Raw genomic sequence first — 17,210 nt, 5'->3', positions numbered from 1 at the left:
GTCATCACGGACGGCGAGGGGCAGAGGTTTTGGCGCGGCGCACGGTGATCGACTCGATCACGTCGCCTTCCTGCACACGGTCGATGAGGTCGAGGCCACCCGTGACGCTGGCGAACACGGTGTAATCGTGATCGAGCCGGAAGTTATTCACGAGGTTCACATAGATCTGTCCGTCGCCGGTGTCGCGGCCACGCGTGCTGATGCCGAAACTGCCCCGCGCGTTGCGAGCCAGGCCGACTTCATCGCGCATGAAGCTGTCGGTGATCGGATCGTACTCGTCGGCGCCGGGGCTGCCGCCTTGAATCACGAAGTTGGGCACGATGCGATGAAACGTGAGTCCGTTGAACTTCCCCGCGCTCGCGAGCGTCACGAACGTATGCACTGCCATCGGGGCCTCGTCGAAGCGCAGCGACAGTTCGACATCGCCGATGCCGCGCAGGCGCATGGTGGCGGTCGCGCCGTCGAGACCCGCCAGCTCGTCGACGGTTGGAAACGCGGCGGGTTCGTAGCGCGCGGTAGTGGGTGCCACCGTGCTGCCGGTGCGCTTCGTGAGATACTGCGCCGCTGCACTGGCGATCGCCGGATCCGGGTCCTTCAGTCGCTCACGCAGCCAGATCGTACTTGGACCATCGGCGGCTTCGCCGATACGCTCCAGCAGCGCCGCGCGTGGATCGCGCAGGCTCACGCGATGCGTGGCGGTGAAGCGATCGAAGGCAGCCCGCAACTGCGGCAGCGCGCTCACGAGATCCTTGTCGCCTTTGAGCCGCGTCGCTGCGGCGAGCGCGAGGCCCGCATGATCGCTCGTGAGTGCACGCAATGCCTGCTCGCGCGTGGTCATCGCCGCGATCACGACGTTCGGCTCCTTGTCCATCGCTAACGCGCGCAGCGTCGTGCTGTCCTTCAGCAGCTTGGCGGCGTTGGCGGCGTACACGCGGGCCTGCCACGTGGTCGACGAGGCCAGCCGCCGCACCATCGCTGCCGCACGGGCCGGTGCCACCTTGGCCAACGATACCGCGGCATGCGCCTGGTGCCGCCACGCAGCGTTGGCACGGCTCTCGCGGTCGAGCGCCGCCAGCGCTGCCGCGTCCGCGCACTTCTGATCGCCAAGTAGGTCGATCGCCAGCAACGCGACATGCTCGCTGCTGTCGCGGACGTGCGCGGTGGCGCGGGCACAGGTGCCGGCCACGCGGAGTGCCTGCCACCGCACCATCGGCGCGGGGTCGCTCACCCATGTGCGTCCGAGCGCCACCGCCACCCGCCGTACCTCCGGGCTCGTGTCGCGGAGCGCCACGGCGACCGTTGCCGAATCGCGATCGTTCGCCGCCGTCATGGCGAGCAACAACAACTGGCGGGTGTCCGATGCCCGGTTGCTCTTCACCGCGTCGCGAATGGTCCGCAGCGTTGCCGCGCTCGGCGCCGTGGTGCGTGCCGTGCGCCGTAACAGGGACTCCATGCCGCGGGCGGCACCCGACCTCACCACCGCACTGCTGTCGCGCAATCCATCGGTGAGTGTTTGCGCGTTGGTGGCGGCGGCGTCGGGGTTCCGGCCGAGCGTTTCGTAGATCATGGCGCGAACGGCCGGGTCGTTCTCGCTGGCGAGCAGCGCGGCCACGTCGTAGCGCGAGCGCATCTGCCCCAGCGCATTCACCGCTTCCCGTCGCACCGAGGCGGCGCGTGCGGTCAGCAACGGCGTGATCTTCGACTCCAGCGGAGACTGTTCGAAGCGGCCGATCGCACGAACGGCCAGGCGCTGCCGCACCGAATCGCCACTCAGCAACGCGGCGTCGATACTCCGCATATCCGTGCCACGGGCGTGTTCGGCGCGGAGTAGCTCGTAGGTCGTCGCGGGAATGGGTGCCTGCGCGCTTATCTGCGCGCTTGTCTGCGCGCTCACCTCAACGCCTGCCGCCAACAGAAGGATCGGGACCAACAGCCGCATACAGATGTCCGGGAAGGGGTCGACGCCCAATATGGCCCGCCGTCAGCCCCCACGCCTCTTCCGCTGTGATTCGCTGAACACTGCGTGGTCGGCTTACGTATGCTTCAGGACATCCCGCCCTCTCTCAATTCTCCCCTGGAGCAACCATGCGATCCTTCGGGCTCGCCCGCTTGTCCCTCGCTGCGTCCGTGTGCGGCCTGGTCACCCTTCCCGCGCTGCTTTCCGCGCAGGGTACCGCCAAGACGAACCAATACGGCAATCCCGCCACGCTCAAGCCGGCGCCGACCAAGGCGGCCATCGACGTGCGCGATTTGCAGATCCGTCTCTACCAGTTCGCCGACGACTCCATGCTCGGCCGTCAGGTCGGCCGCGTCGGCAACAAGAAGGGCACCGACATGATCGCCGCCGAGGTGAAGCGTTTGGGGCTGCTGCCGGCCGGTGACAACGGCACCTATTTCCAGGCGTTGCCCTACCATCTGCGGAAGTTCACCGACCACTCGCGCCTGACGGTGGACGGGAATCCCGTCGCGTGGAACACGGACTTCGTGGCCGTGCCGGGCCAGCGTGCGCCGCGCCCGATTGCCGGCGCCGAGGTGGTGTTTGGTGGCACGCAGGGCGACTCCACCACGCAGATCTCGGCCGCTGACGCCGCGGGCAAGTTCGTGGTCTTGCTGCCCAATCCCAACGGCCCGCGTGGGGGGCAGGGACAAGCCTTCGCCGTGCGCGGCGGGGCCGCGCCGGCCCGCTCGCGCTTCGATGATGCGGTGGCTATCGCCACGATCGATCTCGACGCCCTTACGCCGGCCCAGCGCGTGGCCCTCAACGAGCCGATCGTGGCCACGTCGAGCGCGCCCGGACGCGGTGCGCCCGCCGGTGCCACCCGCGGTCCGGTGGACTCCATTGCGCTGCTCAAAGCGCAGATCGCCACGCTGCAGCCGCAGGCGACGATCCGTCTCACGCGCGATGCCGCCGCGCGCTTGTTCAAGCGAAGCAACATCGACGGACTCTCGGCCGGCCAGAAGGGTGGCACTGTGACCGCGTCGCTGGATTTCGTGGATACGCCCACCGACTGGGCGCGCAACGTGGTGGCGGTCGTGCCGGGCAGTGATCCTGTGCTCAAACACCAGTACGTCGCGATCGGCGCCCACAACGATCACGTGGGCATGACGACGCCGGTGGACAAGGACTCCATTCGCGCCTTCAACATCGAGAAGAACAAGCGCCTGCTGGCGAACAACATGCAGGGCCTCGGCCCCGAAGTGCTCACGACGATTCGCGTGAATATGGACAGCATCCGCAAGGTGCATCCCAAGGCGCGGCTCGATTCCATCAACAACGGCGCCGACGACGATGGATCGGGCTCGATGGGCGTGCTGGAGATCGCGGAAGCGATGATGGCCATGCCGGTGAAGCCCAAGCGCTCCACGTTGTTCATCTGGCACACCGGCGAGGAAGGCGGACTGGTAGGATCGGCGTACTTCACGCGCAATCCCACCGTGCCCATCGACTCGGTCGTGGCACAGCTCAACGTGGACATGATCGGTCGTGGCCGCGCCGAAGACCTGCCTGGTGGTGGCCCTGACTATGTGGGCGTGGTCGGCTCGTTCTTCGACTCGAAGGATCTGGGCGAAACCGTGAAGGCGGTGAACAGCAAGCAGAGCAAGCCGCTGACCTTCGACTACAAGTTCGACGAGCCGATCGCGTGGAGCGGCTACAACAACATCTACGGCCGAAGCGATCACTTCAATTACGCGCAGCAGGGCGTGCCGATCGCGTTCTTCTTTACGGGACTGCACGGAGACTACCACCAGCGCAGCGACGAGCCCGAGTTCATCGACTACCCGCACTACGCGAAGATCGCGAACTACATCAAGGATCTCGTGGTGGAAGTGGGCAATGGTCCACGACCGCGGTTGAACGGCACGAAGCCGGCGAAGCCGAAGGTGATCGTTCCGTAAACACAGCGGGGCCCGGAGCAATCTCCGGGCCCGCGTGTTCACCGCAGCTTCGACACGCGCACCGAGAAGATGTGCGAGTTCATGCCCGGGTTCGCGCCGCCCATGCTGGCATTCGACAAATGGTGCAGCTGATACCCTACCGCCAACGCCTGTCGGCCCCCGATACGGCGTTCAAGGAACAGCCCTGGCGCCACGGTGAAGTTGGCCTGCGTCGCCTTGCCGTACGGCACCACCCGCGAAAACCACGCCACGCCTGACGTCACGTTGAACAAGAATTGGGTCTTTTCGCCCAAGGAAAACGCGGCCTCCGCCCCCAACGGCGCGAAGCCCACACCGTACGCATCGCGCACGGCATAGCGGGCCAGTCGCCGCGGGTCATTCGTCTCGGCGGGATTCGTGAGCGGGGTCGGCACCCGATTGGGTGGTGCCCCGGCGGTCACGAGCATGACCGGCATGATCTCGCCCAGCCACGCCACGTACATGCCGCCCACCGCGAAGAGCGGACGGGAGACTTGAACGGCCAGCGTCTGAAATGCGCCGTGAATGGTCTCGTTGTGCGACGCGGTACGCGTGTCGACCGCCCCACTGAGCATCACGCTGACATGCGGGCGTTGGGGGGCGGCCTGTGCCCTCGCCGCCGATGGCACGAGCACGGGCAGCAACGCACCGAGCACTGCGCCCGAGAGGGCGCGACAGGCAGGAAACGACATCCCGAACAGGCTCAAGGAGAAGGCGGCGGTACCGTGGGCATTTGAATGATCATACCGCGTGCGGTTGCGAGGAAAGGTCCGTGTGGGATCGTTTCAAACGGCAGGGTACTTTACCACCATGATTACATGGCCCATCGCCGCGTCTCGAACGCGGGTCCTCACGCTCGCACTCTCTGCGATGGGGTGCGCTTCGCCCTCGATGCTCACCGCGCAATCCACCGGCACGATACTCGGACGGGTGGTGAGCGCGGCCACTCGCGAGGCGATCCCCGGGGTGGTGATACGGGTCCCGGCCACCGCGTCTGGCAGCGTGATCGCGGCGTTGTCCGATTCGGTCGGTCGATTCGTGCTCCCCAACGTCCCCGTCGGCATCACGCGCCTCGAACTGCGACGCATCGGCTTTGCCCCCGTGGTACGCAGTGATGTGGTGGTCACTACCGCGCGCAGCGCGGAGGTGCTCGTGGAGCTGACCCCGGTGGCGACGGAACTCGCCGCCGTGCAGGTGGCACCCACGTACTTTCCGCCATTGCCACCGGCCTCGTTTCCCGTGTCCACGCAACGCTTCGGCGCCGAAGAAGTGCGACGTGCACCCGGCGTGCAGGAAGACGTGGTGCGTGCGGTGAGCGTGCTGCCGGGCGTGGGCGTGACGAGCGCAGGTCGCAACGACCTCGTGGTCCGCGGTGGTGCGCCATTCGAGAATCTGTTCACGGTGGATGGCATCGAAGTGCCAAACATCAATCACTTCGGCACGCAGGGCTCGACCGGTGGTCCGCTGTCGCTGATCAACGTGGCCTTCGTGGAGGACGCCGCACTGTCCGCTGGCGGATTCGGGGTGCGCTATGGCGACCGCACCGCCAGCGTCACCGCGATTCGCCTACGAGAAGGCTCTCGTGACCGCATCAGCGGCTCAGTGAACATCTCGGCCACCGGCGGCGGTGCCTACGTGGAAGGGCCGCTGGGTGAACGGGGATCGTTCCTGCTCGGTGTGCGCCGCAGCTACCTCGATTTCATCTTCAAGGCCGCCGGCTTCGGGTTCATACCGAGCTACCGCGATCTCACCGGCAAGGCGGTCTGGCGCCTTTCGTCGCGCGATCAGCTCTCGGCGGTGCTCATCGGCGCGCAGGGCACGGTCACGTTCAACAACGACACCGACGAGAATCGCTTCGAGAACTCGCGCGTGGTGGCGCCAAAGCAGGATCAATACTTTTCTGGGCTGATCTGGCAGCGCACGCTGTCGAAGGGACTGCTCACCACCACACTCGGCCGCACGTACACGCGGTATACCACCACGCAGAACGACTCCGGCGGCCCCGGCCGCGATCCCAGCGTGGTGTTCGCCGCCAACACCACCGAAGGGGAACAGTCACTCCGCACCGACCTGCTGTGGCAGCTCTCGCCGCGCGTTGACGTGGAAACGGGCGTCGTGGCGAAGTACGGCTCCGATCTGCGCTACGAGCTGTTGGTGCCGGGGACCTTCCGACGCGATGCGGCCTTCGTGGAGCAACCGCTCCGGCGCGACACGTCGTTCACCGCCACGCGTGGTGCCGTGTATTCGCAGGCGACCACGCGCCTGGGCGATCGGCTCCGCGTCACCCTCGGTGTACGAGGCGACTGGTACGGCTACCTGAGCAACGCGGTGCGCACGGCACCGCGGGCAAGTGCGGTGTGGCAGCAGAGCGCCCGCACCTCGGCTTCCGTGTCGGTGGGTCGCTATTGGCAGCCACCGCAGCTCATCTGGTTGGTGGGTGATACGTCGAACGCATCACTCAAGCCGTTCGCGGCCGATCAGATGATCGCGGGCGTCACGCGCACGCTGCGCGATGATGTGAAGCTGCAGTTCGAAGTGTACGGCAAGCGCTACCGGCAGTATCCGGCGCGACGCTTCCGTCCGCAGGCGGTGCTGCAGCCGTCTGGTTTCGACGACGCCACCAACGACATTCCGTTTGGTCTCGAGCCGCTTGCGAACCTCGGTCGCGGTACGGTAGTCGGTGCCGAGCTGTTGCTGCAGAAGAAGCTCTCGCAGGTGCCGGTGTACGGCCTGCTTACCATCAGCGCCAACCGCACGCGCTTCGCGGCGATCGATGGCGTGAAGCGCCCCGGCGCCTTCGATGCCCCGGTCGTTGCCAATGCACTGCTCGGCTGGCGTCCCAACGCCAAGTGGGAGCTGTCGACCCGTATGCGCACGGCCACTGGATTGCCCACCACGCCGTTCGTGGCCAGTGGCGTGCGTGAGGGCACGTTGGATTTTGCGCGCTACAACGACGGTGGGCGGCTGCCGCAATTCTTCTCGCTCGACGCCCGCGTCGATCGCCGCTGGCAGATCGGCACGTCGCAGCTGATTACGTATCTCGACGTGCAAAACGCCACCGCACGACAGAACGTCAGCGCGGTGGCGTGGAATGCACGGTTGCGATCGCCGGAGCGCCAAACGTCCATCGGCGTGCTGCCGAGCATTGGGATCGATTGGACGTTCTAGCGTTGGTGTATTGAGCTGGCATCGTTGAACTGATCACACAGCGTCAAAGAGAAAAAGAGAAAAAGAGAACTACGAGGCGTCCCCCCGTGATCTCCTTTTCTCCTTGTCTCTGTGTGATCAGTTCAGCGAATGTGCCCAATGCGACGAGCCTACATCGTCGTCACTTTCGGCTTGGCACCCGCGTTCTTCACGTACTTATCGAGCCACGCCACCCAGCGCGCCCACTGATCGAGCACGGTTTCACGGGCCACGGGGCCGTGGTCTTCGTACGGGTACATGTATAGCGATGCCGTTTTGCCGAGTCCCTGCAGGGCGTGAAACATCTTGATCGAGTTGATCGGATCGGTACCCACGTTCTGGTCTTCGGTGCTGTGATTCATCAGTAGCGCACCATTCAGCTGGTCGGCGTACAGGAACGGCGACATCTCGAGATAGGTCTGGCGGCCCTGCCACAGGTCACGGCGCTCGCTCTGGAAGCCGTTCGGCGTGAGCGTGCGGTTGTAGGCCCCGTCGCCGGCGATGCCGGCCTTGAAGAACGGCGTGTGCACCATCGCGTTCACCGTGCTGAAGGCGCCGTAGCTGTGGCCGCCGATCCCCAGGCGCTGACGGTCGACGATGGCCAGCGTATCGAGCGCGTCGATGACGGCCGCCAGGTTGTTGCGGAGGTCCACCACGTAGTTGTCGTTCGGCAGCTGCCCTTCGCTGGCGAAGATCGGGGCGTCGGGCTCGATCAGCGCGTAGCCCTGCGTCACGATGAAGGCGAGTGAACGCGGGCCGTAGGTCGGGAAGCGATTCGCCGCGCCGGCGCCCTGGGTGAGACTGCGGTTGTACGCTTCCTGGTTGTCGTACTCGCGCGGATAGAACCAGAACATGGCGGGCAGGCGCGTACCGTCCTTGTAGTCGGCCGGCAGCGTGACCTTCACGTTGAACGAATAGCCGTCGGCACGACGGGCCACGATCGTCTTGCGCACCGCCTTGGTGATCTCGGGCATGAGATCCACGTTGGTCGTGAGCTGCTTGACGTCGCGCGACGCGAGCGTGAGTACGTACGACTGCGGCACGACCGTGGGCGACTCGCGCTGAATCACCGCGCGCGTGAAATCATCATCGAGGGGTGCATTGATCGTTTCGAACACGTCGGCCGCGCTCTCGTAGATGCGGCTGCGCGTGCCGGTGCGGATCTCGACCTTTTCCACGAAAGCGCGCGGCGTCTTGCCGGCGCTGTCGGGCGTGGTACCCTGCGTGAACACGAACTTGCCGTCGGTGGAAACCACGACCACCGGCACCCCGCGACGACCGGGGCGCGTAACAAGTTCCGACGTGCGCGCACCGCGACCACCGGGGCCGCCGGCGGGCGGCGCGGCAGCCCGGGCAGTGCTGTCGGCGCCGCGGCCACGCGCACGCGGCGCGATCACGGTGAACTTGGCGTTGTTCTCGTCGAGAAAGATGGCGTGTTCGAACGTGCCGTCGGTGCCTGTCTCACTCACGAACATGATCTTGCCCTTGTCGCTGAACTGCACGTTGGCAATGCGATTGGCCGTTTCGTATAGCTTCGTGCCACCGGCGGAATCGAACGGCGCCTTCCAGTGCATGAGGCGATCGGCGCGACGGGCAGCCGCAGCGGCTGTGGCCGTCGAGTCGCCACGTGCCGCACCAGCCGTAGCAGTGGCCGGCGCGATGTGCGCATACAACAACCCACCGGCAAACGGATGCCACGAGATGTTGCGCTTGCCCGTATCCACCGGGGCGGCGCGACCGGCGGCACCGGCACCGGCCGGCGCGGCCGTGCGCGGCTGCGGATCGGTGGGGTCGGCCGGCTCTTCACCTTCGCGCAACGGACGCTTCACCAGTTCACGCAGCACCGTGCCGGCGCCGTCGATCACGACATCGCGCGTACCGTAGCTCGCGACAGGCAGCAGATACGAGAACGGCTTCTCCACGTACGTCACGCGGAAATACTGGCCATCGGGCGACGGATCGATGCTCCGAATCAGCCCCGGCGCGCCGACCTTCTTCACCGCGCGCGTCTTCACATTCACCACCGCCAACTGACCCGTCGTGTGGTACTCCAGCAGCGCCTTCTCGTAAGGCGAAGACAGCAAGTCGGGATAGGTGCGTGTCTTGAGCTTGTTGTTCTCATTCAGGCGCACCATCGGACCCGTCGCCAGCTTGGGTTCCTTGGGTTCGGGGCCACGCGCATCGGGCACCAGCACGGTCACGATGGTCGTGCCGTCGGCCGTCCACTCGGGGGCGGTCACGCTGGTCGACAAGGTGGAGCGCGTGGTCACAGCGCGTGACTTTCCGGTCGCAGCGTCCACCACGTAGATCTGCGTGCCGTCTTCGAACAGCGCGAGAAAGGCGAACTGCGCGCCATCGGGCGACCATACCGGCGTGCTCACGCGGGCGCCGGCCGGAATGCTTACCGGAATCTTGCGGCCACTGGCCCACTCGGTGATCTCGAAGCCGGCGCTGCTGCGCATCGTGATCGCGCGATCGCGGTTGCCCCGATAGTCGACCTGGAAGCCACCCAGATTGTGGTGCTCCTTGCCCACGTTCTGCAGCGACGGTAGTCCGTCGCTCATGGTGCGCAGGAAGTACTGACGGCTCCCGGGATTCGGCGCCGTGAAGTTCACATTCTGCTCGCGCGGCGCGGTCACCAGACGTGCGATCGACGGCGGCGGCGCCACGTAGCCTTCATCCGCCAACGGGTTCGGTTCCGCAGGCTTGGCGTCGGCCGATTTCGGTCCGCGGTTTTGCGCGGAGACCGCGGCGAGCGGCAGGAGCATCCCGGCCGTCAGGGTTCGAGCGAAGAACGCGGTGCGTCGCGCAGAAACGAAGGGTACGCGCATCGGTGAGCTGCCTCGGGTGGGCGGTCAGATGTCAATCAGTGGGTCGCCTTCGCATCGACCGGGGCGACACCCCCGCCGATGCTACGCGACCCCCACCCCTAACGCAACGCGCCGTCGAAACGCTCGGCCGTGGGACGAGTGCCACGAGCGCGCCGCCGAGCGCGCCGCCTAGCGCCCCTTGCCCGTGTGGTTCAGCACGATCCAAAGCGTCCGGTTGTTCTCGCTGGCGCGGGCCCGCGACACCGGGATCCACTGCTGCAGCCAGAGCACGTCGAGCCGCTTCGTGGTCGACAGCGGCAGGCCCGCGCCGAAGGAGAAGCGATTCTGGTCGACCGCTACGCCGCGATCGGCGCGCGAAATCCCCACGAACATCTCATTCTGCACGATCCCGATCACCGGTTGCGTGCGTAGCGTGAGCCCGCCCAGCGGCCGTGATCCCCGCAGCATGTATCGGGCGCGTTGCGCGAAGCGTGAGTCACTGAGCGAATCGTCGCCGGCGGCGTTGGCCAGCACGTCGGCGAGCCAACGGTTCTCGAACCGATAGCGATGCATCACGTCAACACCGGCCAGCTTCTGGTTGATTTGCGCGATGTAGAAAATCTGGCGATCGCGGAGCGGCCGGGCCGAAGGCAGCTCACCGTATGGCGCCGTCGCCAAATAGTTGAGCCCCGCACCCAGGCGGAAGCCCGGTGTCACGCGATACGTGATCGATCCTCGGGTGAGCAGTTGCTGCGGCTTTTGGACGCCATCGGTACGCCGCCACTGCACGTCGCCCAGAAAAGCCCAGCGCGTGGTGATGGGCTGATCGATGAAGGTGGCCAGCCACAGGTGGTCCTGCCGTACCGTGCGCCAGGGGGCCGCGGACTGCGACCGCGCGAGGGTTGGTGCGAGCGCGCAGAACGAGGCCAGCAGCAGGACGGCGCGGGCGCGGGAGCGGAGGGGGACGGGAGAATTGCGCATCCGGAAGTATCAGCTGTTGTGCAGACGCGCGCGAAGGTGTCACGATATCTTTCGACCGTATCCCACTGAATCACTCGCGCCTCCGGGCGCGTTCGGAGGCTTGCATGACCGACTCGACCGCTGACTTCGCACCCGATCGTCCATCCTCGCACATCGAGGTCCCGGAGGCCACAGCCACCGACCTTCGTCGTCTCGACACCGTTCGGCACGACCTGTTGCGTGTCCACCGGGGCCTGCTCGAAGCCGAGCGCAACCGGTACGAGAAGCAGCATGGCCGGATCGCCAACAACAGCGCCTTCCTCCAGCTCGTCATCAACGATCCCTGGTTTGACTGGCTGCGGCCGATGGGACAGATGGTGCTCTTGATCGACGAGCGCACCTCCGACAAGAAGCAGAAGCTCGGCAGCGTCGAAGCCAACGCCTTGTTCGAGCAGTCACTCGAGCTGCTGAAGGCCGATGCCGAGGGCGATGCCTTCCAGCGGCTCTTTCTGCAGTCGATTCAGAGCTCGCCGGAGTTGGCCGTGCTGGTGCGTCAGGTGGCCAAGGGCATCACCGGGCTCTGAGCCCGGGGTCGACGTTCCGATTTCAGGGACGAATGGAGCCGGCGCACTTTACCTGCGTCGGTCTGGACTCGATGTTATAGAGTATGAGACGCGCAGGGCACTGGAAAGTGTGGCTGGCGCTGGGCGCTGCGGCGTCGAGTGTGGCGTGTGTTGTCCCCTCGCTTCGCGCGAACGATGCGGAGCGTGTTTCGCCGGCACCGTCGCGCTCGTTCGTGGAACAGTTCGATACCCTGTGGACGCGATTCGATGACGTCTATCCGTCATTTGCGTACAAGCAGGTTGATTGGCGCGCCCAGCGCGCCACGTATCGCGCCCGGGCGCAGCGGGCACGCTCGCAGGATGAGCTGATCGCCGTGCTCGTCGACATGCTCACGCCATTGCGCGATCTGCATGTGTGGCTGGTCGATCCGCGCGGGCAGGTGGTGCCCACCTTCCGTCCTGCTGTGCTCGCCAACTTCGAACGGGCGCGGTGGGAATCGGCGATGCGCGACGCGAGTTATCTCGCGCACCATCGCGATCTCGGCGAAGGCACGGTGGGTGGGTACGCCTATCTGTACATCGGCTCGTGGAAGGAGCCGGTCAATCAGGACGCGCTGGATCTGGCACTCTCGCGCATGCGCGACGCCCCGGGCTTGATCATCGATGTGCGCAACAACGCTGGCGGCACCGATCAGACCGCCCTCGCCTTCGCCAGCCGATTCACCACCCGCGCCTTCACCGCGTCGTACGTCGAGATCCGCATGGACTCGTTGGTGAAGAACATCGAGATGCCGCTCGCGCGCACCATCGGTCCACGGGGAGGCTGGCAGTTCACGCGACCCGTAGTGGTCCTGTCCGGACGCGGTGGATTCAGCGCCACGGAGAGCTTCGTCGCGGCCATGCGCACGTTGCCGCAGGTGACCGTGGTCGGCGACACCACCGGTGGCGCATCGGGCAATCCGGCCACGTTCGCGCTCGGCAACGGGTGGCGCTTCACGGTGCCGCGCTGGCTCGAGTTCGGCCCCGACAAACGCCCCATCGAGGGCCGAGGAGTGGCCCCGCATCTGGCCATGATGTGGGATCCGGCCAACTATGACAGCGCGCGTGATCCGCTGATCGACGCCGCGGTGGGATTGCTCGGCGAGCGCAACGGGGTGTACCGTATCGCTCCCGCGTCTTCGCATGAGGCCCGATCTGAAGCGAGAAGTGACATCCGATAACCAGCCCGTTTGGGACGATCAGTTGTGGACGCCGTTCCCCTCGCTTCGAGGGGAGATCACCACCGGCACGTGCGTCGTCGGACTGGGCGGTTCCGGTCTCACCGTCATCGAGGAACTTCTCGCGCGCGGTGAGGCCGTGGTCGGACTCGACGCGAGCGACGTGGCCGCTGGTGCCGCTGGTCGGAACGGCGGCTTCCTGTTGGCCGGTGCATACGACTTCTATCACGACGCGGTGCGCAAGCACGGTCGCGATCGCGCGTTCGCGATCTATCAGGCCACCCTGGTGGAGATGCAGCGCATCGCCGAAGCCGCGCCGGGCACGGTGCGGTTCGTGGGCTCGCGCCGCATCGCTGCCGATGCATGGGAGATCGACGACTGTCGGGCGCAGATGGTGGCCATGCAGGCCGATGGACTGGCCTGCGAATGGTACGAGGCAGCCGACGGCGTAGGACTCACGTTCCCCAGCGACGCGTCGTTCAATCCACTCGCGCGCTGTCGCATACTGGCGCGCCATGCGGTGCAGGCGGGTGCGCAGCTGTTCTCGCGATCGCCGGTCACCGCGGTGCAGGGCACGCGTGTGGACACCGCCGAAGGTACGGTGCATTGCCAGCGGGTGATCGTGGCGATCGACGGCCGACTCGAGGTGCTGCTGCCCGAACTTGCTGGTCGGGTGCGCACGGCGCGACTGCAGATGCTGGCCACCGCGCCCACCACCGAGATCACCGTGCCGTGCCCGATGTATTACCGCGAGGGGTACGAGTACTGGCAGCAGTTGCCCGACGGGTCGCTCACGATCGGCGGGTTCCGCGATCAGGCGGGGCCCAGCGAGTGGAGCCTCGAAGCGCGACCCACGGCGCCGGTGCAGGAGCTGCTGGAAGCATTCGTGCGCACGCACCTCGGCGTGTCGGCGCCGATCACGCACCGATGGGCGGCCTGCGCCGGCTACACGGAGAGCGGATTGCCGGTTCTCGAGCAGGTGCGTGAGGGCGTGTGGGCGCTGGGCGGCTACTCAGGGACCGGCAATGTGATTGGGGCCCTCAGTGGTCGTGCCGTGGTCGCCGCGGCGCTGGACGGCAACCTCGCGCCGGCGCGGGTGCTGCACGGGGAACGCTGGTCGCCCGAGGTGCCAACGGTGATCGCCCCGTCGCTGTCCTGACGGCGACGGCGACCGGCGACGTACCTCACTACCTCACGCGCCTCATCACGCTCCCGTTCACCACCGCCGCAGTGGCAGGCGAGCGCCCGGCGTCGCCGCTCCACTCAAATCGCAGCGAGAACTCGGTGCCACCGCCAGCGACGCGATACGTACCGTCCGCGGCGTCGACCGTTCGCACCGGCGCCGCAAGTACGCCCCACCGCACAGCGATGGAGGGGCCGTTCCGCAGGATGATGAGCGTGCCAAGCTCGGGACTGGTATAGTGGCCGAGCAGCGTGCCAATCGGAACGCCCGGCGGTGTGCGCTCCTGCGTACGCGCTTGGGAGTCGGCGAGCAGTGCGGCGCGACGTGATTCGGGGAGACTCGTGTACAGTGAGTCCACGCGGGTCCACGCGCGCGTAGCGGCATCGGGTCGCCCACCATCGAGATCGTAGACGTACGCCGCCACCACATCGGTGAGCGACGATCCGAGTCCCCCGTTGGACATAGCCACCACACCGATGTGACGCTCGGGGAGGAACGACACATGCGAGCGCATCGTGGCGTACCCGCCGAACCGACTCACCATCGGCTCACCATCGTACCGGCCAACGTCCCACCCCGCACTCCAGCCGTCGCGATCGAAGTACGCGTAGCGCTTGCCTCGGCTTTCGGTGTGCGCGGCAATGAGCGTGTGCGCGAGACGCACCGCCGTCGCCGGAAAGACTCGTCGACCGTCAACGACTCCGCTGTCGAGCTGGATCTGCACCCAGCGAGCCAGATCGTCGAGGGTGGCCACATGTCCACCGGCCGCGTGCATAGTCTGGTCGCGCTTCTCGAACGGCAGCGTGGTGAAGCCCAGGGACGCATAGTCGTGTGGCATGGCGAGCAGCGCCGGTCGCACGGATGATACTCGCGCGGTGGTATGCCGCATGCCGGCCGGGTGAAGCACGGCGGAGTCGAGAAGCTCGCGCCAGCCACCCCGTGTGCGCCGGTCGAGGATCATGCCGGCGACGTTGTAGCCGAAGTTGCTGTAGATGAGTGCCGGGCGTCGCGCCGGTAGAACGCTCGCCAACAGGGCGGGCCACTGCGACTCAGGAATCGCTCCCGTGAACGCCGACGACACCACGATCACGTTGTCGGTAAGGTTGTGCGTGTGCGACAGCAGCTGCGCGATCGTGAGTGCATCCACGACCACGTCGTCATGCCACAAACTACCGGGAAGCGCGTCGCGAACGCTGGTGGAGAACGGCAGTGTGCCGAGATCGGCCAATAGCGCCATGGCGAAGCCGGTGAGCGACTTCGATGTGGACGCGAGGTACCAGTGTGTCTGGGGTGTGGCGCGAATGCCGCGCGACGCGTTGGCCATTCCGAAGGCCCGTCGTGCCAGCACGTGACCATCACGCACGATGGCGAGCCCGAAACCTGGCGTGATACCACGTACAACAGCGTTCTGCACCAGCGAATCCACGGCACGAACCAGCATGGTATCGGCCATGCGTGATGCGGACTGCGCCGGGAGAGCGACGGCGCTCAGGAGCGAGAGCGTGCCCGGGATCGTGCAAAGGGAGAGGCGTAAGTGCATCCGCCACGCTAACAGGCGGTGCGACCGCTCACTTGAATTGGCGCAACCGACTTCGGCATCGCCGAGTGCGCGGGTGCCGGCGCACGCAGCTGGCGCCGCAGCGCCGCCGGCGGTGAGCCCAGCGCGTCACGGACCGTACGCGTGCAATGCGCTTCGTCGGCGAAGCCACTGGCGTGGGCCACCATCGCGATGCGCTCGCGGCTATTGGCGAGACGCTGTACCGTGTGCCGCAGCCGTTCGCGGCGCAGTAGATCTCCCACGGATACGCCGTACCATCGGCGGACGCAGCGGGCCAGATAGACTGGGTGCACGTGGGCCCACGTCGCGATCACGCCCGTATCGAGCCTCGGCGTCCACTCGGCCACCAGACGCTCGATCAGGTCGGTCAGCCATCGTGGCGGCGTCCCGCTCGGCGTGTCGCGCGGCTCAGCCACGAGCGCAGCGAGCAGGTCACTGCCGTCGGTATCCCCGTCGATCACGCCCTCAGCGTTGACGCTGGCCGCAAGGCGCAGGAAGGCGCGAATCGCCGTGGGATCGAAGCGCCAGCGCCACGTGGGGGCGGTGGGATGGCCGGTGAGAGACGCCAGACTCTTCCCCGGCGCCTCGAGACGCAGAAGCGTGGTGCCGCCCTCGGCCCACCGGTTGGCGTGCTCGAGCCCGGCGTCCTTCACGGCAACGTGCAGCGGTGCCGCGTCATGGGTGGTGCCCCCTACCGTTTCCTCGACGCGGCCCGTGAGGAGCATCGAGATCTGCAGCGCGTCGTGCGCGTGCGGCGGCTGCACCAGTGCGCCCTCGTAATGCGCGCGCGTCAGCGTGAGAACAGTGGACATAGTGTGTCGTACGTGGCGACGCGAGGTGGGTTTCGGCGCGGGCGCTGACGTGTCGAGCCCGCGTGAGCGCTCGCGACAACCGAACACCATCTGTGACACGCCTTCGCCATCGCGAGTATGGCGCCTCGATGACGACATGGGGTCGCTCATCGCGGTTCTTCGACACGGAGTTCCCGTATGCGTTGGTCTTCCCGAATTGCTCTCGCCGCTTTGGCCACGTTCACTCTCGCTGCGTGCGACGATGACGACCCGGTGCGTCCGACCGCGCAGGGGCGTGTCCGCGCTATGCACGCCATCAGCAACGTGGCGACAATGGACATGCTGTTCAATACCACTTCGTACAAGACCAACGTTGCATACAAAGGGTCGGATGGATACAAGGCGACGGCAGTTGGTGCGACTGCCGTCAAATTCCGCAAGTCGGGCGTCGCGACCGATTTGCTGTCTGTGAATGCAACGGTTGCGAACGGCGCGGACTACACGGTGATCGCACTCGGTACCGAAGCGGCACCACAATCCTTGGTGCTCACCGACGACAACGCGACGCCGGCAGCAGGCAAAGTGAAGCTCCGCGCCATTCACGCGGCGGCTGGTGCGGGCGCCGTGGACGTGTACGTGCTCGCCAATGCCAACGATCTCGCCACAGCAACCCCGGCCGCGTCCAATCTGGCAGCGCGGGCGGCATCGGCGTACATCGATCGTGATGCCGGTACCTACGTCGTCGTCCTCACCGCGGCGGGCAACAAGACTGCGCTGTTGACTCTAAGTGGCGTACAGGTTGCCGCGGGTGGCATTCGTTCGATCATTGCCGTCGAGAAAACGGGAGGCGGCACGCCGCTCGAGGGCATTACGCTCACCGACCGGTAAGCGACACGGCCGAGTGGCGGGCCTGACCGGTCGTGCTACGCCACTCGTTTGGCTGTCGGTGAGCGCGTAGCTGCGCAGCGTACACACGCCCGAGCCAACGGTGCAACAGCGGCCATCGCGGGTGATATCGTGTAGGCCA

General features: G+C 66.4%; 12 protein-coding genes. 6 read left to right on the top strand and 6 right to left on the bottom strand.

Annotated features, from left to right (window positions below; genetic code table 11):
* Positions 1-4 precede the first annotated feature (4 nt).
* Complete coding sequence (locus RMP10_RS12710) at positions 5-1,939, bottom strand: peptidylprolyl isomerase (RefSeq protein WP_310570616.1); 1,935 nt, start codon at positions 1,937-1,939, stop codon at positions 5-7.
* Positions 1,940-2,085: 146 nt separating this feature from the next.
* Here RMP10_RS12710 and RMP10_RS12705 point away from each other — a divergent pair, with 146 nt between their 5' ends.
* On the top strand, positions 2,086-3,897 hold the full coding sequence (locus RMP10_RS12705; RefSeq protein ID WP_310570615.1) for a M28 family peptidase: 1,812 nt from the start codon (positions 2,086-2,088) through the stop codon (positions 3,895-3,897).
* Positions 3,898-3,935: 38 nt separating this feature from the next.
* Here RMP10_RS12705 and RMP10_RS12700 read toward each other — a convergent pair whose 3' ends face one another.
* On the bottom strand, positions 3,936-4,607 hold the full coding sequence (locus RMP10_RS12700) for an acyloxyacyl hydrolase (RefSeq protein ID WP_310570614.1): 672 nt from the start codon (positions 4,605-4,607) through the stop codon (positions 3,936-3,938).
* A 118-nt stretch (positions 4,608-4,725) separates the two neighbouring features.
* On the opposite strand from RMP10_RS12700, the gene RMP10_RS12695 reads away from it, so the two are divergent.
* Positions 4,726-7,083, top strand: a complete 2,358-nt coding sequence (locus RMP10_RS12695) for a TonB-dependent receptor (protein ID WP_310570613.1) — start codon at positions 4,726-4,728, stop codon at positions 7,081-7,083.
* A gap of 149 nt (positions 7,084-7,232) precedes the next feature.
* Here RMP10_RS12695 and RMP10_RS12690 read toward each other — a convergent pair whose 3' ends face one another.
* On the bottom strand, positions 7,233-9,932 hold the full coding sequence (locus RMP10_RS12690) for a prolyl oligopeptidase family serine peptidase (RefSeq protein ID WP_310570612.1): 2,700 nt from the start codon (positions 9,930-9,932) through the stop codon (positions 7,233-7,235).
* A gap of 168 nt (positions 9,933-10,100) precedes the next feature.
* A complete protein-coding gene (locus tag RMP10_RS12685; protein ID WP_310570611.1) occupies positions 10,101-10,892 on the bottom strand; it encodes a DUF2490 domain-containing protein in 792 nt (263 codons plus the stop codon).
* A 104-nt stretch (positions 10,893-10,996) separates the two neighbouring features.
* Here RMP10_RS12685 and RMP10_RS12680 point away from each other — a divergent pair, with 104 nt between their 5' ends.
* The 3 genes from RMP10_RS12680 (at position 10,997) to RMP10_RS12670 (ending at position 13,810) form a co-directional block, all read left to right on the top strand.
* Positions 10,997-11,455: a hypothetical protein gene (locus RMP10_RS12680; protein ID WP_310570610.1), complete on the top strand. Its 459-nt coding sequence runs from the start codon at positions 10,997-10,999 to the stop codon at positions 11,453-11,455.
* Between the two features lie 83 nt (positions 11,456-11,538).
* Positions 11,539-12,654 (top strand): S41 family peptidase, encoded by a 1,116-nt coding sequence (locus RMP10_RS12675; protein WP_310570609.1) that lies wholly within the window; start codon positions 11,539-11,541, stop codon positions 12,652-12,654.
* Entirely contained in the window at positions 12,617-13,810 is a 1,194-nt protein-coding gene (locus RMP10_RS12670; protein WP_310570608.1) for an FAD-binding oxidoreductase, read from the top strand. The genes RMP10_RS12675 and RMP10_RS12670 overlap by 38 nt, the downstream gene beginning before the upstream one ends.
* A 28-nt stretch (positions 13,811-13,838) precedes the next feature.
* On the opposite strand, the gene RMP10_RS12665 is transcribed toward RMP10_RS12670, so the two are convergent.
* Positions 13,839-15,374: a serine hydrolase domain-containing protein gene (locus tag RMP10_RS12665; protein WP_310570607.1), complete on the bottom strand. Its 1,536-nt coding sequence runs from the start codon at positions 15,372-15,374 to the stop codon at positions 13,839-13,841.
* A gap of 8 nt (positions 15,375-15,382) precedes the next feature.
* On the bottom strand, positions 15,383-16,204 hold the full coding sequence (locus RMP10_RS12660; protein ID WP_310570606.1) for an AraC family transcriptional regulator: 822 nt from the start codon (positions 16,202-16,204) through the stop codon (positions 15,383-15,385).
* 177 nt (positions 16,205-16,381) lie between these two features.
* On the opposite strand from RMP10_RS12660, the gene RMP10_RS12655 reads away from it, so the two are divergent.
* Positions 16,382-17,071 carry a DUF4397 domain-containing protein gene (locus tag RMP10_RS12655; protein ID WP_310570605.1) on the top strand — a complete coding sequence of 230 codons (690 nt, stop codon included), beginning with the start codon at positions 16,382-16,384 and terminating at the stop codon, positions 17,069-17,071.
* Positions 17,072-17,210 lie beyond the last annotated feature (139 nt).

Source organism: Gemmatimonas sp., assembly GCF_031426495.1.
Classification (GTDB): Bacteria; Gemmatimonadota; Gemmatimonadetes; order Gemmatimonadales; family Gemmatimonadaceae; genus Gemmatimonas.
The sequence above is the reverse complement of the archived record's forward strand: the minus strand, read 5'-3'. Positions and strand labels throughout refer to the sequence as shown.